Consider the following 13,956-nt stretch of genomic DNA (forward strand, 5'->3'; position numbering starts at 1 on the left):
TCGGGACCAATGGCAGGGGTGCCATTGGTCATGCCCGCGTTAGCATCGGGCATTCGGGTGAGTCCGCGCCAGGGCCGGCAACCGCACAGATCCGCTTTCTCAAGGGGAACGCAGCATGAGTTTGAAAATCGGCAGTTCGCGCGTGCTCGGCGCGCTGGTCATGGGCGCCTTGTCGGCCGGTGTCGCGGCGCAGGGTCGCACGCTGGGCGCGGACGACTACGCGCGGGCGGAGCGCTTCATGAGCTACAACACCGCGCCGCTGGTCGATCACGCGGTGCAGAAGGTCGACTGGCTGGACGACGGCCATTTCTGGTACGTCGACCACGACGCCGGCGGTGACCACTTCGTGCGGATGGACGCGGCCAGCGGCAAGGTCGTGCCGCTGTTCGACCAGGCCAAGCTCGCCGCGGCGCTGGGCAAGGCCAGCGGCAAGCCGCTCGACGCGAAGAAGTTGCCGGTGACCGGCTACGAAGCGAAGCCGGACGGCCGCATCGACGTTGCCGTGCGCGGCAAGCGCTACGTATGCGACCTCGCCGCGGCCGAGGCGAGCTGCGTCGATCGCGCCACGCTGGTGAAGACCGGCAAGGAGCCGGGCGCGCTGTCGCCGGACAAGCAGAGCGAGGCGTTCATCCGCGACTGGAACCTGTGGCTGCGCGACGTCGCCAGCGGCAAGGAGACCCAGCTCACCACCGACGGCGTCGAGAACTTCGGCTACGCCACCGACAACGCCGGCTGGAAGCACACCGACAACGCGATCGTGGAGTGGTCGCCGGATTCGAAGCAGATCGCCACCTTCCAGCAGGACCAGCGCAAGACCGGCGAGATGTACCTGGTCAGCACCAACGTCGGCCATCCGAAGCTGGAGAAGTGGAAGTACCCGCTGGTCGGCGACAAGGACGTGACGATGATCGAGCGCGTCATCATCGACGTCGCCGCAAAGAAGGTGCTGCGCCTGCAGATGCCGCCGGACCAGCATCGCTCCACCCTGTGCGACGACGTCAGCTGCGGCCCCGACGGTGGCTGGGACGACGTGAAGTGGGCGGCGGACGGCAAGACGCTGGCCTTCGTCTCCACCTCGCGCGATCACAAGCACGAGTGGTTCCGCATCGCCGACGCGGGAACCGGCAAGGTGCGCACGGTGTTCGAGGAATCGGTGCCGACCTACTACGAGAGCGGCAACGGCGCGGTGAACTGGCGCTACCTGCCCGAGACGAACGAGGCGATCTGGTTCAGCGAGCGCAACAACTGGGGCAACCTGTATCTGTACGACCTCGGCACCGGCAAGCTCAAGCATGCGATCACCAAGGGCGACGGCAACGTCACCGAGGTGCTGAAGGTCGATCCGAAGACGCGCACCGTGTGGTTCCGCGGCGTCGGCCGCACGGCGGGCGTGAACCCGTACTACCAGCAGTTCTTCAAGGTCGGCCTGGACGGCGGCAAGCCGGTGCTGCTGACGCCGGAAGCGGCCGACCATACGGTGACGCTGTCGCCGGACGGCAACGCCTTCGTCGACGCGTACTCCACCCCGACCACGCCGCCGGTCACCGTGCTGCGCGATTCGCAGGATGGCCGCAAGCTGGCCAGCGTGGCCAGCGCCGACATCTCGCGCCTGAAGGCCGCCGGCTGGGCGCCGCCGATCCCGTTCACGGTAAAGGGCCGCGATGGCAAGACCGACCTGTACGGCATGATGTTCAAGCCGACGAACTTCGATGCGTCGAAGAAGTATCCGATCATCGACTACATCTACCCGGGCCCGCAGACCGGCTCGGTGCGCGGGCGCAGCTTCTCCTCCGCGCGCGCCGACCACCAGGCGATGGCGGAACTCGGCTTCATCGTGATCGCGCTCGACGGCATGGGCACGCCGTGGCGTTCCAAGGCGTTCCACGACGCCTACTTCGAGCATGTCGAGGACAACACCTTGCCCGACCAGGTGCTTGGCCTGAAGGAGCTCGGCAAGAAGTACCCATGGATCGACCTCGACCGCGTAGGCGTCTGGGGCCACTCCGGCGGCGGCAACGCCACCGCGGCCGCGATGTTCCACTACCCGGACTTCTTCAAGGTCGGCTGGGCCGAGAGCGGCAACCACGACAACCGCAACTACGAGGACGACTGGGCCGAGAAGTGGCAGGGCCTGCTGGTCACCGGCAAGGACGGCAAGACCAACTACGACGCCCAGGCCAACCAGAGCTTCGCGAAGAACCTCAAGGGCCGGCTGATGCTGGTGCACGGCACGATGGACGACAACGTGCCGCCCTACCAGACCCTCCTGGTGGCCGACGCGCTGATCAAGGCAAACAAGGATTTCGACCTGTTGCTGATCCCGAACGTCCATCACGGCTACGCCGAAGCCACCCCGTACGCCACCCGCCGGCGCTGGGACTACTTCGTGCAGTACCTGGCCGGCAACACGCCGCCGCACGAGTACCAGCTGAAGGCGTGGCCCTGGCGCTGAGCGCTACGTCCGGTTCCTCCCCCTGCGCAGCAGGGGGGGGTCAGGAGAGGGTAACGCTCTCGACCTTGACTTGATGAAGAGCAACCCCTTCCCTGCGGACAGCGGAAGGGGCAAGAAGATGCGTGGTCGCGGGGCGGCTGTGATTCTGCTCAGCGCAGGGCCGTCGGCTTCGCGACACCCTTGGCGATCGCTTCATCGAGTAGCTTGCCGATCTGCCGATTGGCCTGGTTGGTGGCCTGTTCCTGGCGCTTGCCCAGTGCTTCCTGTTGTGCGCCGAGCGCTTCCTGCTGCTTGCCCAGTTCGGCCTGCTGGCGGCCCAGTGCCGACTGTTGCTGACTGAGCTTTTCCTGCTGCCGATCGAGTTCCTGCTCGCTGGTGTCGAGCTTGGCATGGTTCGCCTGCGTTTCCGCGGAGCGTTCATGCTGGCTGGATTGCGTGGCAAGCATGGCTTGCTGGCTGGCCAGCATCGCGCGCTGGCCGGCGAGCTGCCCTTGCCTGGCGCCCAGCGTGCCTTGCTGCGCGCCCAAGGCCCCCTGTTTGCCGCCGAGCGCGCCCTGCTCGCCGCCCAGTTCGCCTTGTTGCCTGGCCAGGGTGTCGACCGGCGCGTAGGCGGCCTTGGCGCGTTGCACGTAGGCGGGGTCGTCGATCAGGTAGGCCTTGTCGCCTCGGCGGAACCACATCGTGGGCCTGCCGTTCCGCTGCAGGCGCTTCGCGGCGGCGAGGTCGACGTCGCTGCCGTTGACGATGGCCGCATCGCCGTCGAGCAGCGCGAAGCCTTCGCTGGCGTCGGTATGGATGGCGACGTTGGCGTGGTGGACGCGCAGGCCGCTGATGTCGTGCGGCGGCGCGGGTGGCGGCGGGGGAGGCGGAGGCGGAGGCGGAACCGGCGGCACGGCGGGGAGCGGTGCCGCTGGAGGGGCTGGCGGCGGCGGTGGTGGCGGCAACAGGTTCGCCTGCGTGGAAGTCGACGCAGCGGGCGTGTTGTCCGCTGCGGCCGCCGTCACGCGATAGGGCAGCACGCCGACCAGGGCGATCGCTGCGACGAGCAGCCAGCCGCGCGCGCGCGACGGCGGCTGGTTCACGGTTTGCTGCAACATGGTCAGTCGCCTCTTGAGGTTGTGGAAGGACGGGGAAGCGCCGGCAAGGCCGGCGTGCATCGGTTGCGCCACGCCGAGGCGCAGCAGCAGGCGGCCGTAGTCCTGCGGGGCGGCACGGTCGTGCCGCAGGACCTGCGCGTCGCAGGCCGATTCGCGGTTGATCGCGTACTCGCGCATCGCCCAGCGCACCAGCGGGTGGAAGCAGTACAGGCACTGCGCCAGCGCCGGCACCCACGCCAGCCACAGGTCGCCGCGGCGCAGGTGGGCCAGTTCGTGCGCGATCGCCATCGCCGCCTCGTCGGCGCTGAGCGCGTGGCCGGTGGGCAGCAGCACGGTGGGTCGCCATAGGCCGGTCACCTGCGGCGAGACGATGGCGTCGGAGACGCGCAGGCGAGGACAGCGGCGCAAGCCGAGCTGCCGTGCCTGGCGTGCGCACAACGCCTGCAGCGAAACATCGCGCAAGGGTTGCGATTCGCGCAGCAGGCATCGTGCCTGCCGCCATTGACGCAGTGCGACCAGTGCCTGCAGCAGCAGGGCAGCCAGCCACGACAGGGCGATGCCGGTACGCCAGGACAGCGCGGGCGTTGCCGGCGAAGCGGCCGGCGACGTCGATGGCGCAGTGTCGCCGGGAGCCGCCGCCGTGGCGAAGAACGCCGCGGGCGGCATGGCTGGCGCGGTGGCTTCGAGCGGAGCAGGCGGCAGCAGCGGCAGTTCCAGCGGCGCGTGCCACAGCAGGCCCAGCAGCAGCTGGGCGGCGACCAGCCACCACAGCATGCAGCGCATTGCCGCCGACAGGCGCGGCCAGCAGCGGCCGAGCAGGCAGATGACGCCGATCAGCAGGGCGGCCTGGATGGACGTCCAGACCAATCGCGTGAGCAGGGTATCGGCGAGGTGGTCGAGTGCGTCCATGTCACGACTCCCTGCGCCGGGATTGAAGCTGCGCTACCAGCGCCTCCAGCTCGGCCAGTTCGGCATCGGAGACTTCGGCGCGCTCCGACATCCAGGCCACGAACGGCGACACCGAGCCGCTGAGCGTCTTCTCGACGAAGCTGCCCACGGCGCTGCGCACCGCCTCGCCCGCGCCGGTGGCGGTGCTGTAGCGGAACATTCCCTTGAGTTGGCGGCGCTTGAGGTAACCCTTGCCGCGTAGCCGCTCCATCATGGTCAGCACGGTGGAGCGGGCCAGCCCACGCGGCTCGCCGAAGCTCGTCGCCACCTCGCCGACCGAGGCGGCGCCGCATTCGTCGATGTGCTGCAGCAGCGCCAGTTCCTGGTCGCCGATGGAGGGTTTGCGCATGGCCGGGGCACCACGTGACTACAGTTGTAGTCAACGTACGCCTTGACTACACCTGTAGTCAATAGCCCGTCCGGCACATCGTTCAGAACGCCATGTCGAACGCCACCTCGCCCTGTACGCCAACCTGGTACGCGGACACGCGCCGCTCGAAGAAGTTGGCCAGTTCCTGCACGTCCTGCAGGTCCATGAAGTCGAACGGGTTCTTCGCGCCGTACTTCTTCGGCAGGTCGAGCTGGGCCAGGCGCTGGTCGGCGCAGTATTCGAGGTACTGGCGCATGTCCTTCACCGACATGCCGGCCACGCCGCCGGACAGCACGTCCTCGGCGAAGCGGGTCTCGCAGGAGATCGCCTCCTCCAGCATCTCTTCCACCTGCGCGCGCATCGCCTCGTCGAACAGGTCCGGCTCCTGCGCGCGCACGGTACGCACCACCTCGAACGCGAACGTCATGTGCCCGCTCTCGTCGCGGAACACCCAGTTGGTGCCGGCGGCCAGCCCGTGCAGCAGCCCGCGCGAGCGCAGGTAGTAGACGTAGGCGAACGCGGCGTAGAAGAACAGCCCTTCGATGCAGGCGGCGAAGCAGATCAGGTTGAGCAGGAACTGCCGCCGGTGCTCGCGCGTCTCCAGCCGGCGCAGGTCCTGGATCGAGTCGATCCACTTGAAGCAGAACGCGCCCTTCTGCTGGATCGACGGGATCGTCTCGATCGCCGCGAACGCGGCGTTGCGCTCGCCCGGGTCGGGGATGTAGGTATCCAGCAGGGTGAGGTAGAACTGCACGTGCAGCGCCTCCTCGTACAACTGGCGCGACAGGAACATGCGCGCTTCCGGCGCGTTGATGTGCTGGTACAGGTTCAGCACCAGGTTGTTCGAGACGATGGTGTCGCCGGTGGCGAAGAACGCCACCAGCCGCCGGATCAGGTGGCGGTCGGCGGCGGACATCTTGGTGTCGAGGTCGCGCGTATCCATCGAGAAATCCACCTCCTCGACGGTCCAGGTGTTCTTGATCGCGTTGCGGTACATCTCGTAGAAGCCGGGGTAGCGCATCGGGCGCAGGGTGAGTTCGAAACCGGGGTCGAGGATGTGGGCGTTGCGGGCAGGTTGGGCGGACATGGGGTGGTTCCTTGGATGCATGGATTTTCGTTCGTCATCCCGGCGAAAGCCGGGATCCAGCGACTTTTGCCTACGCGGTATCGCGGCAGAAGCCGAAGGCACTGGGTGACCAGCCCTTCGGCTGTTGAGAAGCTCCCCCAGCTTTCGCTGGAATGACGGGATTGAGGTGTCTCGGAGAGGGTGGGGATGAGGGAGCGTCAACCTTGTGTTTACCTGCCTGCTAGCCAGCGCAACGGCACGCTGTACATCGGTGTCACCTCCAACCTGCCAGTGCGCGTCTGGCAGCACCGAAGCAACGTGGTCGAGGGCTTCACCCAGCGCCATCAGGTGCATGACCTCGTCTGGTTCGAAGTGCACGAGACGATGGAATCCGCCGTCACCCGCGAAAAGACGATCAAGGCGTGGAAGCGGGCGTGGAAGATCGAACTCATCGGGAAATCCAATCCGTATTGGCGGGACTTGTACGCGGAGATCTGCGGCTGAAGGCCGTCATTCCAGCGCAAGCTGGAGGAGCTTCTCAACAGCCGAAGGGCTGGTCATCCAGTGCCTCTGCTCCATGCATCGAAGACGCTGGATCCCAGCTTGCGCTGGGATGACGGGTGTGGGGTTACTGGCAAGCCTCGCAGTACTCGGGATTTTCCAGTGAGCAGAACACGGCGGCATTGGCCTGGGCCTGGTCGGAGAGCGCCGACACCGTGGTCTTGGCGATCTTCGTCGCCGGTCGCGAGCGCAGGTAGTAGGTGGTCTTGATGCCGGCCTTCCAGGCGTACATGTACATGGACGAGAGCTGCCCGATGTTCGGATTTTCCATGAACAGGTTCAGCGACTGGCTCTGGTCGATCCAGGCCCCGCGGGAGGCGGCCAGGTCGATCAGCGCCTTCTGTGGCAATTCCCACACCGTGCGGTAGATCCGGCGCAGGCGCTCGGGGATCGCCGCGATGCCCTGGATCGAGCCTTCCGCCAGCTTGATCGCGTCGCGTATTTCCGGCGTCCACAAGCCCAGCGCCTTCAGCTCGTCGGCGAGATGGCGGTTCACCTGCAGGAAATCGCCGGACAGCGTCTCGCGCTTGAACAGGTTGGACACCTGCGGTTCGATGCATTCGTAGCAGCCGGCGATCGAGGCGATCGTGGCGGTGGGCGCGATCGCGATCAGCAGCGAGTTGCGCAGGCCGTGCTGCCGGATGCGCTCGCGCAGGGCGTCCCAACGCGCGGCATCGTGCGGCGCGGCGTGCGGCCAGTAGTCGAACTGCAGCTCGCCGTCGGCGGCGCGGCTCTCGGCGAAGCCGGGATGCGCACCGTCGGCCGCGGCCAGTTCGCACGATTGCGACAGCGCGTGGAAATAGATCTCCTCGGCGATGCGGGTGGACAGCGCCAGCGCCTCGGCCGAGTCGAACGGCAGGCGCAGCCGGAAGAACACGTCCTGCAGGCCCATCACGCCCAGGCCCACCGGGCGCCACTTCATGTTCGCGGTGCGTGCGGTCTCGATCGGGTAGTAGTTGAGGTCGATCACCCGGTTGAGCTGGCGCACGGCGGTGCGCACGGTTGCGGCGAGCTGGTCGAAGTCGAATGAATCATCGACGACATGCCGCGCCAGGTTCACCGAGCCGAGGTTGCACACTGCCGTTTCGTTCGCCGAGCTCACTTCCAGGATCTCGGTGCACAGGTTGGACAGGTGGATCACGTTGTCCGCTCTGGCCGTCTGGTTGCTGGTGGCGTTGCAGCGGTCCTTGAAGGTCATCCAGCCGTTGCCGGTCTGCGCCAGCGTGCGCATCATGCGTGCATACAGTTCGCGCGCCTTCACCCTCTTCACGGCGAGGCCGCCCGCTTCCGCCTCGGCGTAGGCGCGGTCGAACGTCTCGCCCCAGCTGTCGACGAGGTGCGGCACGACCTTCGGATCGAACAGCGACCAGTCGCCGTCGTTCTCGACCCGGCGCATGAATTCGTCGGGAATCCAGTTCGCGATGTTGAGGTTGTGCGCGCGTCGTGCATCGTCGCCGGTGTTGTCGCGCAGTTCGAGGAAATCCTCGATGTCGGCGTGCCACGATTCCAGGTAGACGCAGGCGGCGCCCTTGCGCTTGCCGCCCTGGTTCACTGCGGCGACCGACGCGTCCAGCGTCTTCAGCCATGGCAGCAGGCCGTTGGAGTGGCCGTTGGTGCCGCGGATCAGCGAACCGCGCGAACGCACCCGCGAATACGCCAGGCCGATGCCGCCGGCGAACTTGCTGAGCTTGGCCACGTCGGCGTACTTGTCGTAGATCGACTCCAGCGAATCGACCGGCGAATCGAGCAGGTAGCACGAACTGAGCTGCTCGTGCCGGGTGCCGGCGTTGAACAGCGTGGGCGAGCTGGCGATGTATTCCAGCGATGACAGCAGTCGATAGAGTTCCAGCGTCTCGCTGATTTGATGGGTACCGCCCTCGTTGCCGCCCAGCGCGCAGGCGATGCGCATGAAGAAGTGCTGCGGCGTCTCGATCACGAAGCGCTGTTGCGGATGGCGCAGCAGGTAGCGGTCGTACACCGTGCGCAAGCCGAAGTATTCGAAGCGGCGCGTGGCCAGCGGATCGATCGCGTCGTTGAGCTTGCGTGCGTTGGCGGCCACGAAGTCGCGCAGGCGGTCGTTGAGGATGCCAAGTTCGGCGCCGCGCGCGATCGACTGCGAGAAGCTCTGGATTTCCTGGCCGCTGACCTCCTTGTCGATGTACGCACCGAGCAGGCGGGCGGCGAGCTGGCCGTATTCGGGTTCCTCCGCGGTCAGCGCGGCAGCGGTGCGGATCGAGAGCTGGTCGAGCTCCTGGGTGGTGGCACCGTCGTACAGGCCGCCGATGGTCTTCAGTGCCACCCGCAGCGGATCGACACCGTGCAGGCATTCGGCGCTGCGCGTCACCGCGCGCACGATCTTGTTGACGTCGACGGTTTCCTGGCCGCCGTTGCGCTTGGTCACGCGCATGGGTGCCGCATTGTGCGGCGGGGTCAGCGCGAACGCGGTTTCGGACGCGGGCGCTTCGCCCATGGCGGCGGGCGAGTCGGTGCGCGCGGCGGTGCGCTCGTGCCCAACGGTATCGAGGGGTTGCATGGCTGGTGGCTCCGGCATGGATATCAAACGCCTGCTCCCGCGCGCAGGGCCTGATAGCGATGGATTCCGGAGGGCGACGCGCAAGCCGGGCGCCGGGTGGCGACCTGCTTCACGACGCGCTTCCCCGCGGAAGCCGTCACTACGCACCGGGGCACGTTCGCCCCGATGTGCCGGCAGGTCTTCGGACTTGCGGACGAGGATCAAAGCGATCCGCCTACTTGCCCTCGCTTCCCGGCCGTGGACGACCAGTGCTTGTGAAGGCGTTCGTTTCCGCTTTACCGCTGCGGGGCAGTTCCGGAGTTACACCGGATTCCCTTTTAAGCCCGACCGATGTCGCATCTGGTCGGGCACCGACGCACACAACATATCGGGTGACCCAAGCATGGTCAACCCAACAAGTTGTGCATAAGTCGGCGGGAAGGCCCTCGCGGGCGAGTGCCGGTGCGGGCCGCGGCGGAATTACAGCGCGTCGTGGTCCAGCTCGCCGGTACGGATCCGGATCACCTGTTCCAGCGTGCTGACGAAGATCTTGCCGTCGCCGATCTTGCCGGTGCGGGCGGAGGCCTGCACCGCTTCGATCACGCGGTCGAGCTGGTCGTCGGCCACCGCCACCTCCAGCTTGATCTTGGGCAGGAAGTCGACCACGTACTCGGCGCCCCGGTACAGCTCGGTGTGGCCCTTCTGGCGACCGAAACCCTTCACTTCGGTGACCGTGATGCCCTGCACGCCGACCTCGGCCAGCGCTTCGCGCACGTCGTCCAGCTTGAACGGCTTGATGATCGCCACGACCAGCTTCATGGTTTGTTCCTTGCAGGGCATCGGATGGGTCGGCTTGGCATTCTGCCTGCCCAGTGAAGGGTTGTCGCCTGGAAACGGCACGTGTAGGACAATCCCTACAACTTTTGATGGAGCCTGCCGATGGTGCCCGCGATTTCCGTTCACCTAGTATTTACCTCGACGAGCTCGAGGCGCTATCCATGATGGATAGGCAGGATATCGACCAGATTGCCCTGCGACTTGTGTCGTTGGTACCGCCAGGGGTGGCACAGGCGCATCAGGACTTGCGAGCCAACTTCCAAGATGTTCTGGCGCAAGGATTGCGCCGCCTCGATCTGGTCACCCGCGAAGAATTCGAAGTCCAGTCGCAGGTACTGGCGCGCACCCGCGCCAAGGTCGACGAATTGGAGCGACGCGTGGCCGAACTGGAGGCCGCGGTGGCTGCCCGCGCGGGTTCGTGACAACCACCTCCCGGGAGCCGCCTCCGATCCGTCACCCTCACCCCGAGAACGATCGGAGGCGGTTATTTGTTCAGCGCTGCTGATGGAGCCGCCGATGTCCGTGCCTGTCAGCACCCTGTCCGCCACGCGCCACCGACCAGCGGTCGCATGAGTCTTGCCGTCACCCTGAGTCGGGCCCAGGAAGGGATCGCCGCACCGCAGGTGATGGTCGAGGTGCATCTTTCCGGTGGCTTGCCGAGCACCAGCATCGTCGGCCTGCCCGAGGCCGCGGTGCGCGAGGCGCGCGACCGCGTGCGCGTGGCGATCCAGAACACTGCGTTCGAGTACCCCGGCCGTCGCGTCACGGTGAACCTGGCGCCGGCCGAGTTGCCCAAGGACGGCGGCCGTTTCGACCTGCCGATCGCGCTGGGCATCCTCGCCGCCAGCGGCCAGGTGCCGCGCGAGAAGCTGGACGACTGCGAATTCCTCGGCGAACTGGCGCTGACCGGCACGTTGCGCAGCGTGTCTGGCGTACTGCCGGCGCTGCTGCGTGCGCGGGCGCGCGGGCGCCGGGTGGTGGTGCCGCGCGAGAACGCCGCCGAGGCGGCGCTGGTATCGGACGTGGACGTGCGGGTCGCCGACACCCTGGCCGAAGTGTGCGGCTGGCTGCGCGGCGCGCACGAACTGTCGATGCCGGTCGGCATTCCCAGCGACGGCGGCGCCGACGGCGGCCCGGACCTGGCCGACGTGCGCGGTCAGCTGCAGGCGCGGCGTGCGCTGGAGATCACGGCGGTGGGCGGCCACCACCTGCTGCTGGTGGGGCCGCCAGGTACCGGCAAGACCATGCTGGCCGAGCGCCTGCCTGGCATCCTGCCGCCGCTGTCGGAGTCGGAGGCGCTCGAAACCTGCGCCGTGCTGTCGGTGGCCGGGCAGATCACCGACCCGAAGCACTGGCGCCGGCGCCCGTTTCGCGCGCCGCACCACACCGCCTCGGCGGTGGCGCTGGTTGGCGGCGGCTCGAACCCGCGCCCGGGCGAGATCTCGCTGGCGCACAACGGCGTGCTGTTCCTGGACGAGCTGCCCGAGTTCAGCCGGCACGTGCTGGAAGTGCTGCGCGAGCCGATGGAATCGGGCCATATCATGATCTCCCGCGCGGCACGGCAATCGACCTTTCCCGCGCAGTTCCAGCTGGTCGCGGCGATGAATCCCTGCCCCTGCGGCCACGCCGGCGATCCGCGCTGCCAGTGCACGCCGGACCAGATCCAGCGTTACCGTGCGCGCATCTCCGGGCCGCTGCTCGACCGCATCGACCTGTGCGTGGAGGTGCCGCCGGTGCCGCTGGCCGACCTGGGCACACCGCGCGGCGAGCGCGACGAGGATTCCGCCACGGTGCGCGCGCGCGTGCTCAAGGCGCGGCGGCAGTCGCTGATGCGCGCGGGCCGGCCGAACGCGGAGATCAGCACGCGCGAACTGGAGCGTGACTGCGCGCTGGGGCCGGCCGAGCGGCGCTGGTTCGAATCGGCGCTGGAGCGGCTGGGCCTGTCCGCGCGCGCCTACCATCGCGTGCTGCGGGTGGCTCGCACCATCGCCGATCTCGATGGCGGCGCCGCGTTGCTGGAGCGCGAGCACCTGGCCGAGGCGTTGCAGTACCGGCGGTTTTGAAGCAGGAGCGAGTGGAGAGGAGTGAGAGATGAGAGAGCGCGCGTCGTCGCACGCTTCTGCTCTTCACTCACTTTTCACTCCTCTCCACTCACTCCTCGCTTTTCAGATGCTGGACGCGCGCCCCGCCGCATGTTTCGATGGCGGCCCGAGGTGTCCAAGGATTGCGATGGCGATCGAGCCGGGCCTGATGCTTGCCGGCATGTTGATGATCGGCTTCCTGGCGCAGTGGCTGGCATGGCGGGTGAAGCTGCCCGCGATCCTGTTCCTGCTGCTGGCCGGCATCGTGCTGGGCCCGATCGGCGGCGTGCTCGATCCGGACCGGCTGCTGGGCGGGCTTCTGTTCCCGACCGTGTCGCTGGCGGTGGCGCTGATCCTGTTCGAGGGCAGCCTGACCCTGCGTTTCCATGAACTGCCGGGCATCGGCAAGGCCGTGCGCGGGCTGGTCAGCTATGGCGCGGTGGCCTCGTTGCTGCTGCTGGCGCTGGCCGCGCACCTCGTTGCCGGGCTGGCCTGGCCGATCGCGCTGCTGTTCGGCGCGCTCGCCTGCGTGACCGGGCCGACGGTGATCGCGCCGATGCTGCGCACGCTGCGCCCGAACGCGCGCATCGCCAACACGCTGCGCTGGGAAGGCATCGTGATCGACCCGCTGGGCGCGCTGTTCGCGGTGCTGATCTACGAGGCGATCGTGTCGCGCCAGGAGGGGCACACCATCGGCGTGTTCATCGCCACGATCGGCTGCGGCGTGGGCATTGGTGCGTTGTCCGCCTGGCTGATGGCATTCTTCCTGCGCCGCCAGATGATCCCCGAGTATCTGCAGAACTACGCGGTACTGGCCGCGGTGTTGCTGGCCTTCAGCATCTCCAACACGCTGACCCACGAGTCGGGGCTGCTGGCGGTGACGATCATGGGCATCGCGCTGGGCAACCTGCGCGGCGTGCACATCGACGACATCCTCGATTTCAAGGAAAGCCTCACCACCGTGCTGGTGTCGCTGCTGTTCATCCTGCTGGCGGCGCGGCTGCACTGGCCGCTGCCCGACGGCATGCTGGGCGCGGGCATCGTCCTGTTCCTGATCGCGCAGCTGGTGGTGCGACCGCTGACCGTGGCGTTGTCGAGCCTGGGCAGCGGCCTTTCCTGGCGCGAGCGCACGTTGATCGGCTGGGTGGCGCCGCGCGGCATCGTGGCGGCGTCGGTTTCGGCGCTGTTCGCGTTGCGCCTGGACGCGCTCGGCGTGCCCGGCGCGGAGGCGCTGGTGCCGCTGGTGTTCACCCTGATCATCGGCACGGTGATCCTGCAGAGCGCGACCGCACGGCCGCTGGCGATCTGGCTGAAGGTGGCCGAGCCGGAGCCGCGCGGGGTGCTGATCTTCGGCTCCGATCCGGTGGCCCGTGCGATCGGCAAGTCGCTGCACGAGGCCGGTTTTCGGGTGGTGCTGGCCGATGACGACTGGGACGGCATCCGCCTGGCGCGGATGGAAGGGCTTGCCACGTTCTTCGGCAACCCGGCTTCGCCGCATGCCGAACGGTACCTCGACCTCACCGGCATCGGTCGGCTGCTGGCGGTGTCCACCCATCGCGAGCGCAACTCGCTGGCCTGCGTGCATTACCGGCAGGAGTTCGGGCGATCGAAGGTCTATCGCCTGCGCAACCTTACGCCGCAGGAGAACACCGACCGCGCGGCGCTGGCCGGCAGCCTGCTCGCCCCGCCGCTGTTCGATGAGGCGATGACCCACGGCCGCTTCGCCGAAATGCTGGAGCAGGGCTGGCGCATCAAGTCGACCAGACTCAGCGCCACGTTCGACTGGCCGCATTTCATCGAGCAGTACGGTTCGAGCGCGGTGTTGATGTTCGGCGTGGAGGAGAAGGGCGCGTTGCGGGTGGCGTCGGCCAAGCGCGAGCTGGAGCCGAAGCCGGGCTGGACGGTGATCGCGCTGGTGCCGGAAACCAGGAGTGAGAAATGAGGAGCGAGAAGTGAGAGAGAGCCGGCGCGCTGCGCACCGGCGTTCACCTGTCTTCTCTCACTCCTGACTCTTCTCTACTCACTTCTCGCC

The 13,956-nt window shown here is 67.5% G+C and carries 10 protein-coding genes and 1 riboswitch; of the genes, 5 read left to right on the forward strand and 5 right to left on the reverse strand.

Annotated elements, in window-relative coordinates:
* Window positions 1-115: 115 nt before the first annotated feature.
* Complete coding sequence (locus tag DEO45_RS10105; protein ID WP_114343118.1) at window positions 116-2,452, forward strand: S9 family peptidase; 2,337 nt, start codon at window positions 116-118, stop codon at window positions 2,450-2,452.
* 149 nt (window positions 2,453-2,601) lie between these two features.
* On the opposite strand, the gene DEO45_RS10110 is transcribed toward DEO45_RS10105, so the two are convergent.
* From DEO45_RS10110 to DEO45_RS10120, 3 genes are all read right to left on the reverse strand, one after another.
* Window positions 2,602-4,458 carry a M56 family metallopeptidase gene (locus DEO45_RS10110; RefSeq protein ID WP_114343121.1) on the reverse strand — a complete coding sequence of 619 codons (1,857 nt, stop codon included), beginning with the start codon at window positions 4,456-4,458 and terminating at the stop codon, window positions 2,602-2,604.
* A 1-nt stretch (window position 4,459) separates the two neighbouring features.
* Entirely contained in the window at window positions 4,460-4,846 is a 387-nt protein-coding gene (locus DEO45_RS10115; RefSeq protein ID WP_114343123.1) for a BlaI/MecI/CopY family transcriptional regulator, read from the reverse strand.
* Window positions 4,847-4,928: 82 nt separating this feature from the next.
* Window positions 4,929-5,954 (reverse strand): ribonucleotide-diphosphate reductase subunit beta, encoded by a 1,026-nt coding sequence (locus tag DEO45_RS10120; RefSeq protein ID WP_114343126.1) that lies wholly within the window; start codon window positions 5,952-5,954, stop codon window positions 4,929-4,931.
* Between the two features lie 186 nt (window positions 5,955-6,140).
* Here DEO45_RS10120 and DEO45_RS10125 point away from each other — a divergent pair, with 186 nt between their 5' ends.
* Entirely contained in the window at window positions 6,141-6,437 is a 297-nt protein-coding gene (locus DEO45_RS10125) for a GIY-YIG nuclease family protein (protein WP_114343128.1), read from the forward strand.
* A 124-nt stretch (window positions 6,438-6,561) separates the two neighbouring features.
* Here the strand turns inward: DEO45_RS10125 and DEO45_RS10130 are convergent, their stop codons facing one another.
* Together DEO45_RS10130 and glnK are read right to left on the reverse strand one after the other, a co-directional pair.
* Window positions 6,562-9,027, reverse strand: a complete 2,466-nt coding sequence (locus DEO45_RS10130; protein WP_428992438.1) for a ribonucleoside-diphosphate reductase subunit alpha — start codon at window positions 9,025-9,027, stop codon at window positions 6,562-6,564.
* A 155-nt stretch (window positions 9,028-9,182) separates the two neighbouring features.
* Window positions 9,183-9,397: riboswitch (cobalamin riboswitch) on the reverse strand.
* Window positions 9,398-9,486: 89 nt separating this feature from the next.
* A complete protein-coding gene (glnK, locus tag DEO45_RS10135) occupies window positions 9,487-9,825 on the reverse strand; it encodes a P-II family nitrogen regulator (RefSeq protein WP_114343130.1) in 339 nt (112 codons plus the stop codon).
* A gap of 179 nt (window positions 9,826-10,004) precedes the next feature.
* On the opposite strand from glnK, the gene DEO45_RS10140 reads away from it, so the two are divergent.
* From DEO45_RS10140 to DEO45_RS10150, 3 genes are all read left to right on the forward strand, one after another.
* On the forward strand, window positions 10,005-10,265 hold the full coding sequence (locus DEO45_RS10140; RefSeq protein WP_114343812.1) for an accessory factor UbiK family protein: 261 nt from the start codon (window positions 10,005-10,007) through the stop codon (window positions 10,263-10,265).
* 147 nt (window positions 10,266-10,412) lie between these two features.
* Complete coding sequence (locus DEO45_RS10145) at window positions 10,413-11,906, forward strand: YifB family Mg chelatase-like AAA ATPase (protein WP_114343133.1); 1,494 nt, start codon at window positions 10,413-10,415, stop codon at window positions 11,904-11,906.
* A 166-nt stretch (window positions 11,907-12,072) separates the two neighbouring features.
* Window positions 12,073-13,866, forward strand: coding sequence for a cation:proton antiporter (locus DEO45_RS10150; protein WP_114343135.1), 1,794 nt, complete (start codon window positions 12,073-12,075; stop codon window positions 13,864-13,866).
* Window positions 13,867-13,956: the final 90 nt, after the last annotated feature.

This window comes from Rhodanobacter denitrificans (genome assembly GCF_003335105.1).
Taxonomy (GTDB): Bacteria; Pseudomonadota; Gammaproteobacteria; order Xanthomonadales; family Rhodanobacteraceae; genus Rhodanobacter; species Rhodanobacter denitrificans_A.

Coding starts and splice junctions, on each gene's coding strand:
- DEO45_RS10140 (WP_114343812.1), top strand. CDS start 10,005: ATGATGGATAGGCAGGATATCGACCAGATTGCCCTGCGACTTGTGTCG.
- DEO45_RS10145 (WP_114343133.1), top strand. CDS start 10,413: ATGAGTCTTGCCGTCACCCTGAGTCGGGCCCAGGAAGGGATCGCCGCA.
- DEO45_RS10105 (WP_114343118.1), top strand. CDS start 116: ATGAGTTTGAAAATCGGCAGTTCGCGCGTGCTCGGCGCGCTGGTCATG.
- glnK (WP_114343130.1), bottom strand. CDS start 9,825: ATGAAGCTGGTCGTGGCGATCATCAAGCCGTTCAAGCTGGACGACGTG.
- DEO45_RS10120 (WP_114343126.1), bottom strand. CDS start 5,954: ATGTCCGCCCAACCTGCCCGCAACGCCCACATCCTCGACCCCGGTTTC.
- DEO45_RS10110 (WP_114343121.1), bottom strand. CDS start 4,458: ATGGACGCACTCGACCACCTCGCCGATACCCTGCTCACGCGATTGGTC.
- DEO45_RS10125 (WP_114343128.1), top strand. CDS start 6,141: ATGAGGGAGCGTCAACCTTGTGTTTACCTGCCTGCTAGCCAGCGCAAC.
- DEO45_RS10150 (WP_114343135.1), top strand. CDS start 12,073: ATGGCGATCGAGCCGGGCCTGATGCTTGCCGGCATGTTGATGATCGGC.
- DEO45_RS10130 (WP_428992438.1), bottom strand. CDS start 9,027: ATGCAACCCCTCGATACCGTTGGGCACGAGCGCACCGCCGCGCGCACC.
- DEO45_RS10115 (WP_114343123.1), bottom strand. CDS start 4,846: ATGCGCAAACCCTCCATCGGCGACCAGGAACTGGCGCTGCTGCAGCAC.